This window comes from Streptomyces sp. NPDC060064, from assembly GCF_042736455.1.
GTDB lineage: Bacteria > Actinomycetota > Actinomycetes > Streptomycetales > Streptomycetaceae > Streptomyces.
On sequence record NZ_JBHWWF010000033.1, the window covers coordinates 61471 to 82339 of the forward strand.

Annotated in this window: 17 protein-coding genes; 1 reads left to right on the top strand and 16 read right to left on the bottom strand. The window is 68.2% G+C overall.

Features of this window, described 5'->3' with window-relative positions:
• Nucleotides 1-196: 196 nt before the first annotated feature.
• The 16 genes from ACFWDI_RS31520 to ACFWDI_RS31595 all read right to left on the bottom strand — a co-directional run bounded on the left by ACFWDI_RS31520 (nt 197) and on the right by ACFWDI_RS31595 (nt 19011).
• Complete coding sequence (locus tag ACFWDI_RS31520; protein WP_385309228.1) at nt 197-442, bottom strand: hypothetical protein; 246 nt, start codon at nt 440-442, stop codon at nt 197-199.
• A 255-nt stretch (nt 443-697) separates the two neighbouring features.
• Nucleotides 698-1336 (bottom strand): hypothetical protein, encoded by a 639-nt coding sequence (locus ACFWDI_RS31525; protein ID WP_385309230.1) that lies wholly within the window; start codon nt 1334-1336, stop codon nt 698-700.
• A gap of 14 nt (nt 1337-1350) precedes the next feature.
• On the bottom strand, nt 1351-1818 hold the full coding sequence (locus tag ACFWDI_RS31530) for a hypothetical protein (RefSeq protein ID WP_385309232.1): 468 nt from the start codon (nt 1816-1818) through the stop codon (nt 1351-1353).
• A gap of 178 nt (nt 1819-1996) precedes the next feature.
• Complete coding sequence (mycP, locus tag ACFWDI_RS31535; RefSeq protein WP_385309233.1) at nt 1997-3364, bottom strand: type VII secretion-associated serine protease mycosin; 1368 nt, start codon at nt 3362-3364, stop codon at nt 1997-1999.
• A gap of 967 nt (nt 3365-4331) precedes the next feature.
• Nucleotides 4332-5693 carry a type VII secretion-associated serine protease mycosin gene (gene mycP / locus ACFWDI_RS31540; protein WP_385309235.1) on the bottom strand — a complete coding sequence of 454 codons (1362 nt, stop codon included), beginning with the start codon at nt 5691-5693 and terminating at the stop codon, nt 4332-4334.
• A gap of 28 nt (nt 5694-5721) precedes the next feature.
• On the bottom strand, nt 5722-7248 hold the full coding sequence (locus tag ACFWDI_RS31545; RefSeq protein ID WP_385309237.1) for a hypothetical protein: 1527 nt from the start codon (nt 7246-7248) through the stop codon (nt 5722-5724).
• Between the two features lie 39 nt (nt 7249-7287).
• Nucleotides 7288-7800 (bottom strand): hypothetical protein, encoded by a 513-nt coding sequence (locus tag ACFWDI_RS31550; protein ID WP_385309239.1) that lies wholly within the window; start codon nt 7798-7800, stop codon nt 7288-7290.
• 98 nt (nt 7801-7898) lie between these two features.
• Entirely contained in the window at nt 7899-10214 is a 2316-nt protein-coding gene (locus tag ACFWDI_RS31555; protein ID WP_385309241.1) for a xanthine dehydrogenase family protein molybdopterin-binding subunit, read from the bottom strand.
• On the bottom strand, nt 10211-11554 hold the full coding sequence (locus tag ACFWDI_RS31560; protein WP_385309243.1) for a 2Fe-2S iron-sulfur cluster-binding protein: 1344 nt from the start codon (nt 11552-11554) through the stop codon (nt 10211-10213). The genes ACFWDI_RS31555 and ACFWDI_RS31560 overlap by 4 nt, the downstream gene beginning before the upstream one ends.
• Nucleotides 11551-12447 (bottom strand): FAD binding domain-containing protein, encoded by an 897-nt coding sequence (locus ACFWDI_RS31565; protein WP_385309245.1) that lies wholly within the window; start codon nt 12445-12447, stop codon nt 11551-11553. The genes ACFWDI_RS31560 and ACFWDI_RS31565 overlap by 4 nt, the downstream gene beginning before the upstream one ends.
• A 288-nt stretch (nt 12448-12735) precedes the next feature.
• Nucleotides 12736-14442, bottom strand: coding sequence for a beta-N-acetylhexosaminidase (locus ACFWDI_RS31570; protein WP_385309247.1), 1707 nt, complete (start codon nt 14440-14442; stop codon nt 12736-12738).
• A 4-nt stretch (nt 14443-14446) separates the two neighbouring features.
• Nucleotides 14447-15322, bottom strand: coding sequence for a carbohydrate ABC transporter permease (locus ACFWDI_RS31575; RefSeq protein ID WP_385309281.1), 876 nt, complete (start codon nt 15320-15322; stop codon nt 14447-14449).
• Nucleotides 15283-16509: an ABC transporter permease subunit gene (locus tag ACFWDI_RS31580; protein WP_385309248.1), complete on the bottom strand. Its 1227-nt coding sequence runs from the start codon at nt 16507-16509 to the stop codon at nt 15283-15285. The genes ACFWDI_RS31575 and ACFWDI_RS31580 overlap by 40 nt, the downstream gene beginning before the upstream one ends.
• A 5-nt stretch (nt 16510-16514) precedes the next feature.
• Nucleotides 16515-17819 (bottom strand): extracellular solute-binding protein, encoded by a 1305-nt coding sequence (locus tag ACFWDI_RS31585; RefSeq protein WP_385309250.1) that lies wholly within the window; start codon nt 17817-17819, stop codon nt 16515-16517.
• Between the two features lie 221 nt (nt 17820-18040).
• A complete protein-coding gene (locus ACFWDI_RS31590) occupies nt 18041-18328 on the bottom strand; it encodes a DUF3039 domain-containing protein (RefSeq protein WP_327323900.1) in 288 nt (95 codons plus the stop codon).
• Between the two features lie 122 nt (nt 18329-18450).
• Nucleotides 18451-19011, bottom strand: coding sequence for a YqgE/AlgH family protein (locus ACFWDI_RS31595; protein ID WP_327323901.1), 561 nt, complete (start codon nt 19009-19011; stop codon nt 18451-18453).
• A gap of 253 nt (nt 19012-19264) precedes the next feature.
• Between ACFWDI_RS31595 and murA the strand changes: the two genes are divergently transcribed.
• On the top strand, nt 19265-20605 hold the full coding sequence (gene murA, locus ACFWDI_RS31600) for a UDP-N-acetylglucosamine 1-carboxyvinyltransferase (RefSeq protein WP_327323902.1): 1341 nt from the start codon (nt 19265-19267) through the stop codon (nt 20603-20605).
• Nucleotides 20606-20869: the final 264 nt, after the last annotated feature.

Below are 20869 nucleotides of genomic sequence, written 5' to 3' on the forward strand. Positions count from 1 at the left end.
GGCAGTTACCATGCCCTGCTCCGGGTTGTTCAGTCGACGTCACCACTGAGCACTCGAAAGGTTGCACGATGCGAATGTGCGATGCAGGCAAGGAGGTTGGGGCAGCAAGTCTGCAAGCGGAACGACGCACGAGGACTGAGGCTGCCTTCAGGGGGTGCGCGTTCAGCGCGCACCCCCTGAAGGCGACCCGGACGTGTCAGGCGTTGCGACGACGGGAGCGGATGACAGGGACGGCGACGGCGGTGCCGATGAGGGCAGCGGCGCCGATACCGAGTGCGATGAAGAGGCCGGTGTTGCTGTCGTCCTTGGCGAAGGCCCCGCAGATCTCGTCGGCCGGCTTGCCCTGTGCTCTGTCCCCGCCACCGCCGTCGGAGGAACAACCCGCCGTCACGGCCATCACGACGACAGCAGGCACTATCAGCACTCTCAGCGTGGTCCGCATGCCACCGCCTCGACTCGAAAGGGTAGGGCAGCAAGTCGCCTCCCGACGATCCGCTGCACGCGGTACTCCCCCAAGAGCGCAAACGCCAGCAGGACCACCGCAGCAGACCTGTGGTGAAGAAGCAGCCGCTCCATCAGCTAGTCCGCATCCGTCTGGCAAAACTCGTTGTCACCGACGTTGTAGCGACCGCTCAACTCCGCGGAGAAACTCGCTCCCGTGCAGGCCAGCCTCGACGCCGACTGGAACGCCCGATGCTCAACGCTCGGGGATCCCCGCATCTCCCTCACACCGCAACTGGACAACCAGTTTGTGCGTAACATCCTGCAGAAGCTTTACATTATCCTTATACGCGTCGGCGTTGGAGGTTGCAGAATACTGAATCCTACCGCGCACAATGGGTGTTTTCTCAGGATTGGAAGTTTCGCCGGATCGAGTGCACCGAAAATAGATATCGGCTCCTTCGGAAGTCCCAACTGCCTGCAGTCCGACTGGGAGCGACAAGCTTCCCTTTGCCTCACCTCCGGCGGGCGGAAGTTTCGCAACCCGCTCGAACACAAAATACATCTCACTGTCGGGCACAACTGCTTCAGCAGACTCGCTCGTCACCCCGAGAGGCTTAATTCCGCAGAAGTCGGCAGGACTCGTCGGACCACCCTTCAGCCAGCCTGACACCTCGCTGGCCAAGGACTCCATGTCCGACGAGTGTGTCTGACTGTATTGCTTGACCCCGGTGACTCGTTCGAGCGCCTGACTACCCAACGGCGAGAGCCCTCCACAGGCATCCTTGGACTGTATCCCAGTCGCAGTCGCCGTCGCCTTAACCTTGGCGGGTGATTCATCGCTGCCGGAACATCCCGCCAAGAGGACCACCAAGCCCAGGGTGACGGCAGTCATGCCGTAAAGGGACCTCACTTGTTTCCGTCCGTTCGGTCCGCCGAGTTCGCGCCGCGGTCGTAAGCGTTCAAAGCCTCCTGAAAATACGTCGTTCGCAGCCCGTCAGGAACATCATGAAATGCCATATAATTCTCCAATGGGCTTTTGGCGCGAACCTTTCCGTAGTTCTCAAAGTCCTCCGCATTCAAGCTTGCCTTGCTAGAAAAGTCGGCTTCGTTTTTGAGCGCCTCCTCGCTGTAGCCATTCCCCCAGTACGTTTCCAGAGCGGCTGACCCAGTGTCGACGAGCATGGGGATGGCCGTAGCGGCAGCCACTCCGGCCGCAGGACCGAGGAACGGAGTAACGGCAATACCTGTACCAATTCCCAGTGCACTACTCATGCCGAACTGCTTCCAAGCGGCACTCTTCTCGAATTCCAGGTTGGCCTTGTCCTCCTCGCCCTCCAGATGCTGCAGGCTTTGCGGCTGCGTCTCGCTCGCCACGCCTCTCCCCCGTCTTGTCACGTTCATCCGACACCGCATGTCGCGCGTGAAAACGCTATCGGAGACGACACCACCATGCGCAAGTGCAATGGGGATTCCGGGAGGGATCACCGCCGGCGGCCATACCACCCGACGTCCCTGGCCACAAGGGCACAGAGACTCAATGAAGACAGCTACGTCACCCAGGCTGACCGGGTCCGGGCGGACCCGGGTGCGGGTGGTTCTGGCCGACCGGCGGCGGGCCGTAGGCCGGGTACTGCGGCTGCTGTTGATAAGCGTTGGGCGGGAAGGGCGGAGCCGACGGGACAGCTGCGTTGCGTCGGCGGGAGCGAATGACGGGGATGGCGACTGCCGCGCCAATGAGGGCAGCCGCGCCGATGCCGAGTGCGATGAAGAGGCCGGTGTTGCTGTCGTCCTTGGACGCGGCTGGAGCGGTGGCGGCAGGCTGGTCCTTTTCCGTCTCGGATCCGCCAGCGGGCTTGGAGGCTTCCGGCGAGGGGGCCTTGGGAGCGGCTGCCGCGAGGTCCGGGAGGGGGTACTCGTCTGCCGGTCCCGGGTCGCCGGGGGTCTTCAGCGCGATGCGCGGACGGACGGCTCCATACCCAATGAAGTCTGACCGGACTGCACCGCTCTTTGGCTTCCCAGCCGTATTGATCATGACGCGAAGGACTTGGTAATTGGTCCATTTCGGGTACTTGGACCAGATCAGCGCGGCGGAAGCCGAAGCGAGGGCGGTCGCGTCACTGGTGCCGTGGCTCCGGCAAACCTGTGTACTCCCGGGGCAGGCGTGAATAATCTCGTCACCCGGTGCAACGAGATCTACTTGCGGCCCTCGCTCCGATTCCTTCGTCGCCTTGATATTCCTGTCGAAGGCCGCCATGCCGATGACACCCGGGACTGCGGCCGGGTACAGCACCGGGTTCGCCTCGTCTCCGCTGTTGCCAACACCAGCAAAGATCAAAGAACCCTTGCTCAGGGCGTACTTCACCGATTCCGCGACTTCGTCCGTCGTCTCCGGTACGGCCAACGCGATGTTGACCACCTTCGCACCTGAATCCGCAGCATGGCGAATCGCCTTACTGAGGGACTTGTTAAACAGCTCCGGATTCCAAGCCAGCTTGGTGCCCTCAGTCTCCGTGGGCATCCGGATAGGAAGGATCTTGGCGCCTGGAGCGAGCCCGATCGCCCCCTTGCTGCCTGACCCACTCCCCCTGCCTGCGATCATCGCAGCAATACCACTCCCGTGCCCGTCGTAGTCAGAGTATTCGTCACCGGGCTTGTTGGAGAGGTCGAGGCCGGGGAGCACTTGTCCTCGGAGATCGGGAAGGTTCTTGTCCACGCCACTGTCGATTACGGCAACAGTGACGCCTTTCCCGGTGCTGACCTTCCACATCTCGTCAGCCTTCATCGTGTCCAGGTGCCACTGCTGATCTCGCGCGCCCTCTGCGTGCGCGGGAGTCGCTGCGATGCCCACCAGCAACAATCCCAATGCAGCCGACGCAACGGCAGTGGGCCGGACAAATCGCTTGCTGCTGGTGGTTCGCATCTCTTCCTTCTGACAGTTTCAGCTCTGGATCAGTCGATGACCGGCGGGACTACGCGGCGGCCGCCCTGCTGCCACGTCTCTTCGTCCTCCGACAGGTAGTCCGGGCGCTCGCCGTTCCGCTCGTCACGGCGGGAGTTGGAACCGTGCGATCCCGGGGGGACTGCGCCCGCTCGGCCCGCCTGCCCAGGGTGTACGCCACCTTCAGAGTTCGCCCCTCGGACCAGGCCCGAGCCGCCGGGTGTGAAGGGACGAGCGCTGTTCTGCCCGGGCTTCTGCTGTCGTCCTCCGACAACGCCGCCTGTCTCGGACGCCAGGCGACGCCCACCGGAGATGCCGCTCTGGCCGGCGCCTCCCATGGGACCTCCGCCATGCATGCCGCCCGTGCCACCGCGACCCATCGGCCCGCGGGCTGTGGTGTTTTCATTGCCGATTACCGTGCCTCGGGGAATCCCACCGGCGGGACGACCCGTGTTCGGCGCGACAGGACGGCCACCGACGATGCCTTCACGCGGCATTCGTGAGTTGATGCCCGCCTGTCCGGGCACCCCGAGACCCCGAGCACTGGGAAGCGCCCTCCCGGGCGCAGTGGTGCTGGGCATGGCTGTCTTGCTCCCACCGAACGCGGGCAGGATCAACCCGGGTAGCACGGTGCCCGAGCCCTCGGGCTTGGGCACCCCCCGCTCACCAACCGTTCGCAGAAATGGATCCCGCTAGCTGACTCCCTGCTGCCTGACGCCCTTCTAGGTCGATCAGATGCTGCAGACTTTGCGGCTGCGTCTCGCTCGCCACGCCTCTCCCCCGTCTTGTCACGTTCATCCCACACCGCATGTCGCGCGTGAAAACGCTATCGGAGACGACACCACCATGCGCAAGTGCAATGGGGATTCCGGGAGGGATCACCGCCGGCGGCCCGACCACCCGACGTTCCTGGCCACAAGGGCGCAGAGACTCAATGAAGACAGCTACGTCACCCTGGCTGACCAGGTCCGGGCGGACCCGGGTGCGGGTGGTTCTGGCCGACCGGCGGCGGGCCGTAGGCCGGGTACTGCGGCTGCTGTTGATCAGCGTGGGGCGGGAAGGGCGGAGCCGACGGGACACCCTCGTTGCGCCGGCGGGAGCGAATGACGGGGATGGCGACTGCCGCGCCAATGAGGGCAGCCGCGCCGATGCCGAGTGCGATGAAGAGGCCGGTGTTGCTGTCGTCCTTGGACGCGGACGCCGGGGCACCGGGCTGGCTCTTGTCGGTCCCGGTGCCGCCCGTGGCCTTCGAGGCGTCCGGGGAGGGCGACTTGGGGGCAGCGGCCGCGAAGTCCGGGAGGGGGTACTCGTCGGCGGGGCCCGGGTCGCCGGGGGTCTTCAGGGCAATGCGGGGGCGTACGGCTCCATACCCTCCGGCGTCGGTACGGGCTTTGCCGCTCTTTGCTTTTCCAGCCGTGTTGATCACAACGCGGAGGACCTGGTTATTGGTCCATTGCGGATACTTGGACCAGATCAGCGCGGCAGAGGCGGATGCGAGAGCGGTGGCATCGCTGGTTCCGTGACTCTTGCAGATCTGCGTCCCTCCACCGCACGCGGCGAAGATGTCTTCACCGGGTGCCACAAGGTCTACCTGCGGCCCTCGCTCCGATTCCTTCGTTGTCCGGCCGTTCTTATCAAACGCAGCTACTCCGACGACGCCCGGGGTTGCCGCCGGGTACATGACCGGGTTTCCCTTTTCACCATCATTGCCGACAGCCGCAAAAATCAGAGAGCCCTTACCGAGGGCATACTTCACCGCCTCGGCGACTTCGTCCGATGATTCTTTATCGCCCTGCGAAATATTGATGACTCGTGCGCCGGAATCCGCTGCGTAACGAATCCCTTTACTGAGCGATGCATTCCACAGCTCAGGGTTGAACGCCAACTTAGTGCCTTCATTGGGCTTGGGTAGCCTGATCGGAAGGATCTTGGCCTCGGGAGCAAGACCGAATGAGCCCTTCCCTCCTGGCCGCTTGCCTGTTCCTGCGATCATGGCGGCCATTCCCGAGCCATGCCCCTCGTAGTCCGAGTTCTCGTCACCCGGCTGCTCCGAAAGGTCGAGCCCTGGGAGGACCTGTCCATGTAGGTCCAACAGGCGATCGTCGACACCAGTATCAATCACGGCGACAGTGACGCCCTTGCCCTTACTGGTTCGCCACATCTCGTCGGCATGCATCACGTCCAGATGCCACTGCTGATCGCGGATGCTCTCCGCGTGGGCAGGAGCTGCGGCGATGCCCACCAGCAGCATGCCCAAGGCGGCGGACACTGCGCGGCCATGCTTCGCTACTGGACGGCTACTGGTGTGCATCAGTTCCCTCTCCCCGTGTTAGTACGGGTTAGTCGATGACCGGCGGCACAATGCGGCGACCGCCCTGTTGCCAGGTTTCTTCGTCTTCCAACAAGTAGTCCGGGCGCTCGCCGCTCTGCTCATCACGGCGAGAGTTGGCACCGTGCGTCCCAGGAGGGATCGCTCCGCCCCGGCCTGCCTGTCCGGGATGCGCACCCTCGGCGGAGTTCGGGTTAGCACCTCGGACCAGGCCCGAGCCCCCTGGCGTGAAGGGCCGGGCGCTGTTCTTTCCGGGCTGCTGAGGCCGACCTCCGACAACGCCGCCCGCCTCGGATGCCAGGCGACGCCCACCCGAGATGCCGCTCTGGCCCCCACCTCCCATAGGACCTCCGCCATGCATGCCGCCCATGCCACCGCGACCCATCGGCCCGCGGCCTGTGGTGTTTTCATTGCCGATCACCGTGCCTCGGGGAATCCCACCGGTGGGACGACCCGTGTTCGGCGCGACAGGACGGCCACCGACGATGCCTTCACGCGGCATTCGTGAGTTGATACCCGCCTGTCCGGGCACCCCGAGACCTCGGGCACTGGGAAGCGCCCTCCCGGGCGCAGTGGTGCTGGGCATGGCTGTCTTGCTCCCACCGAACGCCGGGGGGATCGTCCCTGGCGGCAGGATGCCCGGGCCCTCATGCCCACTGGGCGGCGGAGCGAGGCCCGGTGTAACCGGCGGCGGCGTCGACACCGGCGGAGGCAAAGTCGCAATTCCGTCGATCTCCATGCCGACAGGACGATCAGGCACGGCGGCATGAGGCGAGACGGTAGCCGGAGGGACGTTCGCCCTTGCTGACGTCTCATTGGTGGGAGAGACGGATCGCTCTGACTGCGAGTACAAATCAGCAGACGATCGACGGCTTCCAGCGGCGGTACCAGAGTCACCAACGGACTCCGAGCTGTTCAGGCTCTTCGCCGCCGGCACGAACCGTCCCGGCGGCGGCGGGAACTCCGGCGGGTGCATGCTCATGATCTGCTGCCCGGAGTGCGTGTAGGTCTGCCCCAACTTCCTCAGTTGGTCGGCCGCCTCGAGGCGTCGCCTCTCCATCTCGGCCTGGGCAGTGTGAAGCTGCTTGCTGGTCTTGGACATATCGCCGGCGCCGCCATCCTTCTGCGCCGCCCTCAAGAGCTCTTGGGCTTCCTTCGCCTGCGTTTCGAGCGACCCGTCCTTCTTCGGTACCGCGGTGTTCGCCTGGGCGATGGCGGTGGCAACTTGCTCAAGCGCCATCGAGGCGCCTTCGCTGTACTTGCCGAGCTCCAGCGTGGCCATGGCCGCCTTGTGGCCCCAGTCCTTGAATGCTTGGCCGCCTTCGCCCTCCCATACGACCCGAGTCATATGGGCCTTCATGCCCTCACCGACTCGCGTGATCATGGACGCCGCCTTGGACAGCTTCTTGGCAAGTTCCGCTGCCGACTCGGCCTTTGTTCCCTCGATCATGGCCAGCAGCTCATCGTGCGTCTTGGAGTGGAAGTCCGTCTCCACAAGTTCCGGCGTCTTACGTCCGGTCTGTGCATCGTCAGCCATGGCGAACCACCATTCCTGCCTTCCCCGTCCCCGTGTTCATCAGACCTCGTACTCTTCGGTGCCAGACTGCGAACCGCCGCCACCCGCGTGGTTGACACCGCTCTGCTGCGCCTGGTCCTGGCGCTGCGGCGCCGTCTCGCTGGCGAGCCGCCGCATACGCTGCCGGATGTCGTAGTCGATGTTCTCGTAGCCCTCCTGAGAAGCCTGCACGGCGATACTCAGGCCGTCGATCTGCAACGCCAGAATCTTGGAGAGCTTCTCAAGCTCGTCGTGGACGATCGAGTAGGCGCCGTAGAGGTACGCGCTCTCCCTGAACTCGGGCTTGCCCAGGTGGCTCCGCTCCAGCCGCTCAGCCGAGACCTTGTCCGGTGCGGCATCGGAGCCTTCAAGGTCAACAAGGATCTTGTCGACCTCCTTCTTGAAGGTCGACATCGACTCCATGTCGGCGACCATCTTCGCCGCCGCCATAGCGCTGCCCGCAAAGGGGATCAACCCCATCGCCCCCAGCGCCCCCGCCGCCGCTACCGCCCCTGTGCCGTTGTCCTCCGCCACGAACGCCTCCCCGTTTACACACGTCTACAGGGATCACTGTACCGAGCCTCAGTGACAGTGCGCACCCTTGGATTGCACGTGCAATGAGCGTCACACGGTCACGAGTTGGGAACAGCCACCGCCGCCTGCGGCCTTATCGGCAGCCTGTTGATCGGGCGCCCCGTTGCCGCGCGTACCGCCGACGCCACCGCCGCCGGGGAGGTCACCACCGGGGCCGCGCTTGCCGGCTTGGCTCCGAAGGGGGCCACCACGTCCCGTTCCTCGACCAGTTTCACGATGCGAATGTCCGGAGCGTCAAGAGATGTCGGGAGTGCGTAGCCCGTCAGGTCCGGGTGGCGGACCAGGCCGCGGGCCGTGCGGAGGTTTTCTGTCAGGGCCGTGCCGACGCCCTGGGTGACGCCGGCTTCGATGCGGGCGTTCAGTTGGGCCGGGTTCAGGACGCGGCCCACGTCCTGGGCCACCGCCATTTCGACCACGCGGACCGAGCCCAGTTCGATGTCGACGTCCACCACCGCGCGGATCGCGCAGAAGGCGAGGCCCACGAAAGCGTCTCCCTGGCCCGAGTCGTCGAGAGGTTCGGTCGGATGGGGGCGGCACTGGGCCGTTGCCCATAGCTCCTTGCCGTCCATCGCCTCCGTGACGGTGGTCGAGAGGACACCGTCGTACGACGTGATCTTGCCGTCGGTGATCTGGAGCAGCTCCGTGGACATGCCGAACTTGTGGGCCAGGGGCTGCAGTAGCTGGGTGCGGACCATCTTCGCGGCCCTCTCGACCGCGCCGCCCGAGACCCACGTGTGGCGGCCGTGGGCCGCCGGGCCCGCCGGGGGCTGGTCCGTGTCGACCGAGGCCACGCGGACCTCTTCGATGCCCAGCGTCTCCTGGACGATCTGGCGGGCGAGCGTGGCGAAGCCCTGGCCCGTTTCCACTGCCGCGCAGATGACGGTCGCGATTCCGTCGTGGACCTTGACCGTGGCTGTGGAGACTTCGTCGGTGCCTTCCGCGCCGAGCATGTGGACCATGCCCAGTGCGTAGCCGACGCCGCGGCGGATCGCTCCCGGTTCGCCCGCGCCCTCCGGGCCGCCCGGGAGCAGCCAGTCGTTCTCCGGTGAGTCCTTGGGGAGGTCGGGGAGCGGGAAGTCCCGTACGGCGTGCAGGAGTTCCGCGACAGGCGCGGGGCAGGTGACCGTCTGGCCGGTGGGGAGGATGTCGCCGGTGGCAAGGGCGTTGCGGAGGCGGAGTTCGGTGGGGTCGAGGCCGAGCTTCGCGGACAGTTTGTCCATCTGGGCCTCGTAGGCCGCGCACACCTGCATCGCTCCCTCGCCGCGCACATGGCCCGAGGGAGGGTTGTTCGTACGGACCGCCCAGCCCTCGATGAAGGCGTGCGGGACGACGTACGGGCCGCAGGCGAAGGCGACCGCCGCCGCGAGCGATTCGGAGGAGGCGTCGGCGTACGCGCCCGCGTCCAGCAGCAGTTGGGCCTCGACCTTGATCAGGTGGCCCTCCGCGTCCGCGTGGTGGCGGTAGCGCAGCAGCGTGGGGTGGCGGTGGGCGTGGCCGAGGAAGGACTCCTCGCGGGTGGCCGTGAGCTTGACCGGGCAGCCCGTCTTCAACGCCAGCAGGCCGAGCGGGAGTTGGAAGCCGGGGTCCTCGCGGTCGCCCGTCGCGCCCGGGACGCCCGTGACGACGACCTTCACCCGGTCCGGCTCCAGGCCGAAGCACGCCGCCGCCAGATCGCGGTCCGTGTGGGGGTCGGTCGAGGCGACGTACAGCTCCACGCCGCCGTCCGGGCGCGGGACGGCCAGGCCGGCCTCGGCTCCGATCGGGGCCGGGTCCTGGCGGCCGATGCGGTAGAGGCCCTCGACGATCACCTCGCCCGCCACATCGGGGTCGCCGTAGCGGAGCGGGATGTGACGGATCAGATTGCCGTCGGGGTGCAGTGGGTCGGCGGCGAAGGCCTTCTCGGGGTCGGTGACCGGTTCGAGGAGTTCGTACTCGACCGCGATCGCCGCCGCCGCGAGGCGGGCCGTGTCGGGGTGGTCGGCCGCGACCGCCGCGATCGCCTCGCCGTGGTGGCGGACCAGATCGGAGGCGAAGACGGGACGGTCGGCGATACGCCTGCCGTACGACGAATCACCCGGAATGTCCTCGTGAGTGACCACTGCCCGCACTCCCGGCATGTCCAGCGCCGCCGAGGTGTCGATCGAGCCGATACGGGCGTGCGGGTGCGGGGAGCGCAGGATCGCCGCCCACAGCAGGCCCTCGGCCCACAGGTCGGCGGCGTACGGAAACGTGCCCTCGGTCTTGGCGCGGGCATCGGCCGGTGGGAGGGAAGCGCCGAGGCCGTGGGCGGGCGGCTGCGGCTGAGGGCCGTCGACCGCCTGGGGCGTCGCAGTGGTGGCCGCGTCGTTGCTCACGCCATGCCTCCGTCGTGCGGGTGGAGCTGCACACTACCTGCACCGGGGGGCGCCTGGTGCGGGATGCGGGCTTCCTCACTCGCCTCCGCCGCGGCCACGGCGCTCGCTCCGCGCTCGGCGACCACTTCGCGTACGGCATCGAGGACGCCCCGGTAGCCGGAGCAGCGGCAGAGATTGCCGCACAGGGCCTGCCGCGTCTCGAGCTCGGTGGGGGCGTGGTTGCCCTCGAGGAGGTCGTGGAGGGTCATGGCCATGCCGGGGATGCAGAAACCGCACTGGACCGCGCCACAGGCCGCCAGAGCGCGCTGGACGTCGGAGGGTTCGCCGTCGGTGGCGAGGCCTTCGACCGTACGCACCTCGGAGCCCGCCGCGGTCGCCGCGGGGACCAGGCAGGAGGCGACGAGACGGCCGTCGACCTGGACGTTGCACGCGCCGCACTCGCCCTGCGAGCAGCCGTCCTTGGCGCCCGCGAGACCGAGTCGTTCGCGCAGTACGTAGAGCAGGGATTCGCCGATCCAGGCGTCGGTGACGGGGCGGTCGGTGCCGTTGACCCGCAGGACGTAGGAGGTGGGCGGGTGCTCGTCGCTGCCGGTGGAGGAGGTGGGGAGGGGCTCCTCCTCGGGGCTCTCCGCGGGAGCTTCCGCAGCGGCCTCCTCAGGGACTGCGGCGGTCTCCTCGGGGGCTCCTTCGGACTCGGCCGGCCCCTGCACCGCCGAAGGCTCCTCCCCCGGCGAAGACTCCTCGACCGCCGCGGGCTCCTGTGCCGTCGCCCACGGCGCGGGCGCTCCGCCCGGAAGCGTCGCCGGGGCGTCGGGCGAGGGCGCCCACGGGGCTGTCGCACCGCCCGGCAGCGTCGCGGGGGCCGTATCGGCCCACTGGGACTGCAGCGCCGTCGTGGTGAACTCGCCCGACTCCTCCGGCAGGTCGCCGCCCGCCACCGGAATCGTCCACTGGCCGGTCAGCTCCGAGGCGGCCTGGACCGGCTCGGTCTCGTTGAAGGTCCACTGGCCCGTGGCGTGCGGGTCGGCGGGCCCCGTGTACCCGGACGCCGGTTCCGGCCACCGCACCGCGGCCGGCTCCCCGTCCGCCTGGTGCGCGGCCCATGTGCCCGTCGCCGCCGGATCCGTCGCGTCGGCCGGCGTCAGTGGCGTGATCATCGGCGGTACGTAGCCGTGGCCCGGCGCCTCGAGCGGCGCAGCGTCCAGCGCGCCCTCGGGCGGCAGCTGCAGGAAAGCCGTGGCCTCGGCGTCGTACTCGCCGCCGTGCGGAATCGGCTGCCAGCCGCCCTGCTCCGGCGGGAGCTCGTGCGGCAGTTCGTGCGGATTGTCCTCATTGCTCACGACAGCGCCCTCCCCAGTGCACGTCGGGCCAGCGCGGCGACGGTGCGCCGCAGATGCAGTACGGCGGGTGGCAGCGCGGGCGGTTCCTCGCCCTGCGCGGCCGGGGCCGGATCCGGGATGCACGCCGCCGCGACGTACTCGCCGAAGGCCGCCAGCGCCTCCGTCGCCAGGCCCCGCTCGCCGTCCCAGTCGATCAGCGACGCGATCCAGCGCTCCGCCTCCAGCGGCCGCAGCGGCATCGGCGCGATCGCACCCACCGCGCAGCGCACCCCGCGCCGCGCCGGGTCGAGGACGACGGCGACGGATGCGGTGGCGCGGCCGGGTCCGGTCCGGCCGGTCGCCTTCAGGAAGACCTGCGGGGCGTGCAGCAGGGGTACGCGGACGAATCCGATGAGTTCGGCGGGGGCGAGCATCTCGCGGCCGGCCAGCAGATGGGAGACGGGGATCTCGCGGCGTGCGCCGCCGGGTCCCGCGATCACCAGGTCCGCCTCGAGGGCGGCCAGTACGGGCAGGGCGTCGCCGGTGGGGGCGGCGGTGGCGATATTGCCGCCGAGCGTGCCCGCGTTACGGATCTGGGGCGGGCCCGCGGCGCGCGCGGACGCGGCCAGCGCGGGGATGAGGGCCGCGAAGTCGGGCCGTCCCATCCGGGCGTGGGTGAGTCCGGCGCCGAGCAGCGCGTGCCCGTCCATGTAGCGCCAGCCGCGGATCTCGCTGATACGGCCGAGGCCGACGAGGCCCGCGGGGCGGAGTTGGCCCTTGTTGACGGCGGCCATGAGGTCCGTACCGCCGGCGACGGGCACGGCGGCGGGCATGGCGTCGAGCGCCGCCACGGCCTCGTCGAGCGAGGCCGGCAGCGTCACCGACTGCGCCGCCTGCGGTGCGTGCGTGGTCACCCAGCTGCCCCTTCCCGGTGTCCCGGCTGTCCCGCCTGTGTTGCCGTACCGTACGTGCTCACAGCCCGGACGTGGCAACTCTGGCACATCTTCCGAGCCGACCGACGAGAGGGTCCGCGAAGGGCACATCCGCACCGGATGCACCCACTCGTGACGATGGTCCGATTTGCAACACCATCGCCGCCACGTGCGGATTGCCACTCTTCGGCGAGCCTTGTACGACTTATTCCTTACGGGCTTCCACGGTCCCAGGCTCTGCGGCGCAGGACACACAGCTTTACACCGGGCTCACACGTTTGGGGGCGCACCCTCGATCGGGCGTCCGATCACGCCGGGTCGCTTCTGCCACGGCAACGGGCCGCCGGGCGGGCGGTAATCGACACCGAGCGCGTCAAGGCGCGCGTAGTGGGCGGTCATTCGCCGCTCGAAGTCCGCGAAGTCGCGCTCGGCGGGCGCAGGGAGTGCGGACCAGGCGACCTCGGCGAAGGCGGCGAGCCGCGGGAAGACCTGGTAGTCGACGCGGGAACGGTCCTGCATCACCTCGGTCCAGACGTTGGCCTGGGTGCCGAGGATGTGTGCGGCGGCCTCGGGCGACAGGGACGGGGGCACGGGCTCGAAGCGGTAGACGTCCTCGAGGGTGCGTACATAGCCGATGGGCATCGGCTCGTCGGGGCCGCCGTGCTGGCGGTGGTCCAAGTACACCTGCTGCTCGGGGCACATGACGACGTCGTGTCCTGCTTCGGCCGCGGCGATGCCGCCGGCGTATCCACGCCAGGAAGAGACGGCGGCGCCCGGGGCGAGGCCGCCCTCGAGGATCTCGTCCCAGCCGATGAGACGGCGGCCGCGGTCGGCGAGCCAGCTGTCGAAGTGCCTGATGAACCAGGACTGGAGCTCGTCCTCGTCGGCCAGGCCGAGTTCCTTGATACGGGCCTGGGCGGCCGGAGAGACCTTCCACTGGTCCTTCAGGCACTCGTCGCCGCCGATGTGGATGAAGGTGGCGGGGAAGAGGCCGAGGACCTCCTCGAAGACGCCCTCGTAGAAGCGGAGGGTGTTGTCAGTGGGGGCGAGTACGTTCGGGTTGATACCCCAGTTGTCCCAGACGGAGAGGGTGGTTGTGTCGATGACGTCGGTGTTGCCCAGTTCCGGATACGCGGCGATGGCGGCCTGCGAGTGGCCGGGGATGTCGATCTCGGGGACGACGGTGATATGCCGCTCGGCGGCGTACGCGACGATTTCGCGGATGTCGTCCTGGGTGTAGTAACCGCCGTGCGGCCTCTCGTCCCAGAGCGCGGAAGCGCGGTGGCCGTATTTGGTGCGTTCCCGCCAGGCACCGACTTCCGTCAGCCTCGGATGGCGTTTGATCTCGATGCGCCAGCCCTGGTCGTCGGTGAGGTGGAAGTGGAAGACGTTGAGCTTGTGGGCGGCGAGGAGGTCGAGGTGGCGCAGGACGTCGTCCTTCGGCAGGAAGTGCCGTGAGACGTCGAGCATGAGGCCGCGCCAGGGGAAGCGGGGGCTGTCCTCGATGACCTGGTGCGGGACGCCTCGCCGGGCTTCCGGGTCCGGGCACGCCCGTCGGTGCGCATCAGGACCGAGGAGTTGGCGCAACGTCTGGGCTCCCCAGAACACCCCGGCGGAGCTGCCGCCCACGATCTCGACGGCCGACGAGACCGTGAGGCGGTAGGCCTCGGGCGCCAGGGACGGATCGATCAGCAGCGTGATGGTGTGGTCGGCTCCGGCCGCGCCCGGGGGCAGATCGCGGCCGAGGGCGGTGCCCACGACCGTACGGAGCCAGCGGGCGACGCCCTCCGTGCCGGGAGCCGCGGCAAGTGCGGTACCGGTAGCGAAAACGAAGGGGGTGCGGTGCGGACCGTCGACAGTCCGCGGCGCCGGAACCAGATCCGTGGAAGTCGGCGTAGAGGTCTCTGTGGCGGTCGATGCGGAGGTCGATGCGGAGGTCGATGCGGAGGTCGATGTGGAGCTCTCTGCGGAGGTCATCGCGTCAGTCCTTCACCGCGCCGCCGAGTCCGGAGACCAGACGTCGCTGTACGAGTACGAAGAAGACGAGCACCGGCACGGTCATCACGGTAGACGCTGCCATGATCCCGCCCCAGTCGTTCTCGTCCGGCTTGAAGAAGACCAGCAGCGCCATCGGCAGCGTCGACTGCGAGGTGTCGCTGATGATGAAGGACTTGGCGAACAGGAAGTCGTTCCAGGTCGAGATGAACGAGAACACGCTCGTCGCCACCAGCCCCGGGAAGACCAGCGGGAAGAGGATCTGCCACAGGAAGCGCGTCCGGCTCGCGCCGTCGATGTACGCCGCCTCCTCCAGCGCATCGGGGACCGCCTTCACAAAGCCGCGCAGCATCCAGATCGCGAACGGCAACGAGAAGGCGATATGCGGCAGGATCAGCGAGCCGAGGGTGTTCAGCTGACCGAAGTCCCGCATGAGGAAGAACAGCGGGATCGTCAGCGCCTCGATCGGCACCATCTGCGCGACGAGGAACATGATCAGCAGGGTGGTGCGGTACTTGAAGCGGAACCGGGTGACCGCCGTCGCCGCCAGGAAGGCGATCAGTGCGGAGACGACGACCACCACCCCCGCGACGAACAGGCTGTTGAGGAAATAACGGCCGAATTCCTGCTGTTCGAAGACGCGGCGGAAAGAGTCGAGCGAAGGGGAAAGCGTCCAGGGCCGTGCCTCGGTCGACTGGATCTCGCCTGCCGGCTTGAGGGCGGAGAGCACCATCCAGTACAGCGGGAAGGCCACGACGACCGCGATGACGAGCGTGGATGCCTCGGCGGCGAGGCGCCAGGGGCGGTGGATGCGGGGCAGGCTCACAGCTCTTCTCCCTGGCGTCGCAGCAGTCGCAGATATACGAGGGTGACCGCGAGCAGAATCAGCAGCATCACGACGCCGATCGCCGAGCCCAGGCTGTACTGCGAGGAGGCGAAGGCTTTCTGATAGGCGTACACATTGAGCACGAGATTCTGTCCGGCGATGCCTCCGCCGTTCGTCATCACATAAATCTGGGTGAAGACCTTGAAGTCCCAGATGATCGACTGGATGGTGACGACGACGAGAATGGGGCGGAGCATCGGGGCGGTGACGGAGCGCCAGATCCGCCATTGCGAGGCGCCGTCGAGCGAGGCCGCCTCCAGTACCTCTCCGGGGATCGCCTTGATGCCCGCGTACACCGTCACCATCACGAACGGGAATGAGCACCACACGACTTCGAGGAGCACGAGCGCGAAGGCGCTGTAGCGCCCGTACGTCCACGAGAAGTCGCCGAGGCCGAGGAGCCGGTTGACGGGTCCGTAGTCCGGGTCGAAGAGGAAGACCCAGACCGTGGACCCGGTGATGGTCGGGGTGGCCCATGCGCCGAGCGCGGCCAGCATCAGCGCGAGACGGGGCAGGGCCCGTACGCGTGTCAGCAGGACGGCGAGGCCGCAGCCCACGGCGAGCGTGGTGACGACGCAGGAGGCGGCGAAGACCAGGGTCGCGAGCAGGACCTGCCAGAACTGGCTGTCGGCGAAAAGGGTGCGGTAGTTGCCGAGCCCCTGGAAGGTGGTCGGTTCGCCGCCGCTGACCTGGGCCTGGGTGTACTCCAGGAAGGAGATCAGGCCGAGCTGGTAGATGGGATAGACGAGCAGCCCGCCGAGGACGACGAGCGCGGGCGCGAGGTAGAGCCACGGCGTCCAGCCCCCGCGCCCCTGTCCGCGCCGGGGCCCACGGTATGCGCGCGCCTTCCCGGCACCCTGGGCACCCTGCGGGCCGTCCGGACCGCCCTTGCGCCCCGAGGCGGCTGCGCCGGACCGGCCGGCCGTGGAGGTCCCGACGCGCGGGCCCGGGACGTCTCGGACGCCCGCGCTGTCGGTGTCGACCGAGGCGTCGGTCGACGCGCCGGCCCCGACTGCGGACGCCGCCGTGTCGGCCGACGCAGGAGCACCGACTGCGCGCGGGCCCGAACCATCCGGGACGCCCGCCTCGGCAACAGGCACCGCTGCCCCCTCGCTGTCCGGGGCGTCCGGGGCGTCCGGACCCCGGTTCGTACCGTTCGTCATCGCGTTCAGCCCGCGGCAGCGAACGCCGCGTCCATCTTCTTCGCCGCGTCACCCGACGCCGCCACCACGTCCTTCTTGCCGCTCACGATTTCCTGGAACATCGTCGGCAGCACCAGCGACGCGTCGATCCGACCCCAGCCCGGTGAGGCCGGGACGAACTTGGCTCCCGCGCCCAGGGTCCTGACGAAGGGGTCGACGAACGGCTCCTTCTTCGCCACCTCCGACCGGACATCCGTGTACGTCGGCAGGAAGCCCATCGCGTCGAACAGCCTGCGCTGCGTCTCCTTGCCCGCGAACTGCTTCATCAGGTCCACCGCCGGCGTGCGGTGCGAACTGCTCTTCAGTACGCCGATGTTGTTGCCGCCCGCGAAGGCCGGCGCCGTCTCGCCCGCCTTCAGGCCCGGCAGCGGCACCACCGCGTACTTGCCCTTCACCGAGCCCGCCTCCACCGCCTGGTGGCTGAAGTCGCCGCCGATCACCATCGCCGCCTTGCCGGAGGCAAAGGCCGTCACGGTCGCGTTGCCGCCCATCGAGGCGCACTTCGCGGCCGGACAGTTGTCGTCGCCGAAGAGCGAGGTGTACGCCGTGATGCCCTTCTGTGCGGCCGGGCTGTTGATGGCCGCCTTGTACGAACCGCCGCTCTCCTCGGCGAGCTCGCCACCCTGCGCCCAGATGAACGGCATCGCGCCATAGGTGTACGCGCCGCCGACCGCGAGCCCGTACAGCTCCGGCTTCGCCTTGTGGATCTTCTTGGCGGTGGCGACCAGCTCGTCCTGGGTCTTGGGCGCAGCGATGCCCAGCTCCTTGAAGACATCGGTGCGGTAGTACAGCGCGCGTACGCCGACGAAGAGCGGCGCGCCGTAGATCTTGCCGCCGACCGTGACCGACTGCCTGGCGGTCGGGTCGGTGTCCTTGGCCTCGTCCCAGGCGGTGAACTCCGCGCTGACGTCCGCGAGTCCGCCGTCCTTGACGTATCCGGCCGTGTCGGTGTTGCCGTACTCGATCAGATCCGGCGCGCTCTTCGGGTCGTTGAAGGCGGCCTTGATCTTCTGGGCGCGGGTCTCGACCGGTATGTACTCGATCTCGACCTTTACGTCCTTGTGCTCCTTGCCGAACGCGGCGACGGCGGCGTCGACGACCTGCTCCTTCGGCTTGTTGTTGACCTCCTGGAAGAGCCAGACGCGCAGGGTGCCGGTCTTCTCGTCCTTCTTGGCGCTGTTGTCGGAGGTCTGAGGGGCGCAGGCGGTGGCGGTGAGGCCCGCCAGCACAAGTGCCGCGGCGGGGGCGGCAATTCGGGCAGACAGCTTCATGCGTTGTCCCCTACGAGTAGGCGTTGCAACATGTGCAACGTACGTTTCGTTCTGCACAACACGCAGGAGGCTAGAGCCGGGCAAACAACCGGACAAGAGGTCTCAACCACTCTGTGACCGGCAGCTGCACCCCGTGCAACGGGAGCACGCACGCAAACGGCCCCCGGGGTACGCACGCATGCGCACCCCGGGGGCCGTTCACGACGGCAGGACCCGAGGAGTTACTTCTTGTCCTTGCCGCCCTTGTCCTTGTCGCCGCCAGGGCCCATGGACTCGTAGATCTCCTTGCACATCGGGCAGACGGGGTACTTCTTGGGGTCGCGCCCCGGCACCCAGACCTTCCCGCACAGTGCCACCACGGGAGTGCCGTCGAGGGCACTCGCCATGATCTTGTCCTTCTGGACGTAATGGGCGAAGCGCTCGTGGTCGCCGTCGCCGTTCGACACCTGGGGCGTCGGCTCCACGAGGGTTCCCGTGCCTGTCCCGCGCTCGGGCTCAAGAGTGCTCATGAGCTCCAAGGGTACTCACGTCGACGCCCCACCGGCCGCCACGGGGCCCCACCCGCGCCCGGGCGCCGTCCGCGTCGGAGGTCAGCGGGAGGTCACGGGAGGCCGCGGCACGTCGCGGGAGGTCAGTTGAGCGACGGGTCGTCCGGATACGTCGCGAACATCGCCAGTTCGCTGCGCTGCCGCCGCAGCACCGCCCGCCACAGGCTCTCCGGCCGCGGCGACGACACATCACCCGGCTCCGACTCGACGACGTACCAGGCGCCGCCGTTCAGTTCGTCCTCCAACTGGCCCGGCCCCCACCCTGCGTACCCCGCGAAGATCCGCAGTGAGCCCAGCGCCGCACCGAGCAGCTCCGGCGGCGTCTCCAGGTCGACAAGACCGATCGCGCCGTACACCCGCCGCCAGCCCAGCGGCCCCTCGTCGCCCGGGATCACGGCGACACCGAGCGCGGCGTCGAGCGAGACCGGGCCGCCCTGGAAGACCACGCCGGGCTCACCCGCCAGTGCGGCCCAGGACTCCAGGATGTCGCCGACGACCACCGGCGTCGGCCGGTTGAGGACGACGCCGAGCGAGCCCTCGTCGTCGTGGTCGAGCAGCAGAATCACCGCCCGGTCGAAATTCGGGTCCGCGAGGGCGGGTGTGGCGACAAGTAGCCGCCCTGTGAGCGAGGACACCTCGGTCATGCGAGACATGATCCCGCATCTTCGCCCTCCGCGGGGAGCGCGGGGCACAGTGTGAGCCGACGCAGCTCAGGGCACGGCGGACGCCGCCGACTCCGGAAGGCCCGGTGGTGACGCTCCGCACAGGCACGCGGACTGAACGTGTTGTGCCCAATTCATTACGTCCCAGGACCGTCCTTGGCCTTACGGGACAGGGGTGTACGCCCCTTACCCTTTTCACTGGCCCCCCGTCCGACCACTCCGGAACGCGAGATTCATGACCGGCACAGACGATGTACTGCTTGTCCACGGCGGAACCCCGCTGGAGGGCGAGATCCGCGTTCGCGGCGCGAAGAACCTCGTGCCCAAGGCGATGGTCGCCGCCCTGCTCGGCAGTGAGCCGAGCCGGCTGCGCAATGTGCCCGACATCCGTGATGTGCGCGTCGTACGCGGACTGCTGCAGTTGCACGGAGTGACGGTCCGGCCCGGCGACGAGCCTGGTGAGCTGGTGCTCGACCCGTCGCACGTCGAGAGCGCGAACGTCGCTGACATCGATGCGCATGCGGGCTCCTCACGCATCCCGATCCTGTTCTGCGGCCCGCTGCTGCACCGGCTCGGCCATGCCTTCATTCCGGGCCTGGGCGGCTGCGACATCGGCGGCCGGCCGATCGACTTCCACTTCGAGGTGCTGCGCCAGTTCGGCGCGACGATCGAGAAGCGTGCGGACGGCCAGTACCTGGAGGCCCCGCAGCGGCTGCGTGGCTGCAAGATCCGCCTTCCGTACCCGTCGGTCGGCTCGACGGAGCAGGTGCTGCTGACGGCGGTACTGGCGGAGGGCGTCACCGAGCTCTCCAACGCCGCGGTGGAGCCGGAGATCGAGGACCTCATCTGCGTACTGCAGAAGATGGGCGCGATCATCTCCATGGACACCGACCGGACCATCCGGATCACCGGTGTCGACAAGCTCGGCGGCTACACCCACCGGGCCATCCCGGATCGCCTGGAGGCGGCGTCCTGGGCGTCGGCGGCGCTGGCGACCGAGGGCAACATCTATGTGCGCGGCGCGCAGCAGCGCTCGATGATGACGTTCCTGAACACGTACCGGAGGGTCGGCGGCGCCTTCGAGATCGACGACGAAGGCATCCGCTTCTGGCACCCGGGCGGCTCGCTCAACGCGATCGCCCTGGAGACGGACGTACACCCCGGTTTCCAGACCGACTGGCAGCAGCCGCTGGTGGTGGCGCTGACCCAGGCGGCGGGCCTGTCCATCGTCCACGAGACGGTGTACGAGTCGCGGCTGGGATTCACCTCCGCGCTCAACCAGATGGGTGCGCACATCCAGCTCTACCGCGAGTGCCTGGGCGGCTCGGACTGCCGCTTCGGTCAGCGCAACTTCCTGCACTCGGCGGTCGTGTCGGGCCCGACGAAGCTCCAGGGCGCGGACCTGGTCATCCCTGACCTGCGCGGTGGCTTCTCGTACCTGATCGCGGCGCTGGCGGCGCAGGGTACCTCGCGGGTGCACGGTATCGACCTGATCAACCGCGGCTACGAGAACTTCATGGAGAAGCTCGAGAAGCTGGGTGCGAAGGTCGAACTCCCCGGCGGCGCGCTCATCTGACCCCCGGGGGCTCCGCCCCCGGACCCCCGCGCCTCAAACGCCGGCGGGGCTGATTTGCGACGCCAGGCCTCTGCGCCTCAAACGCCGGCGAGGCTGAATTGCGATCCCGGATCCTTCAGCCCGTCCGGCGATTGAGGACACGTCCGAAGGGCGTACGTGGGGTCTGAGGGCGCAGCCCCCGGTAACGGCCCACACGGGCCCTGGAAGGCCCGTACGCACGCAAAGGGCGGCCACCCGACACACAGGTGGCCGCCCTTCGTGCTG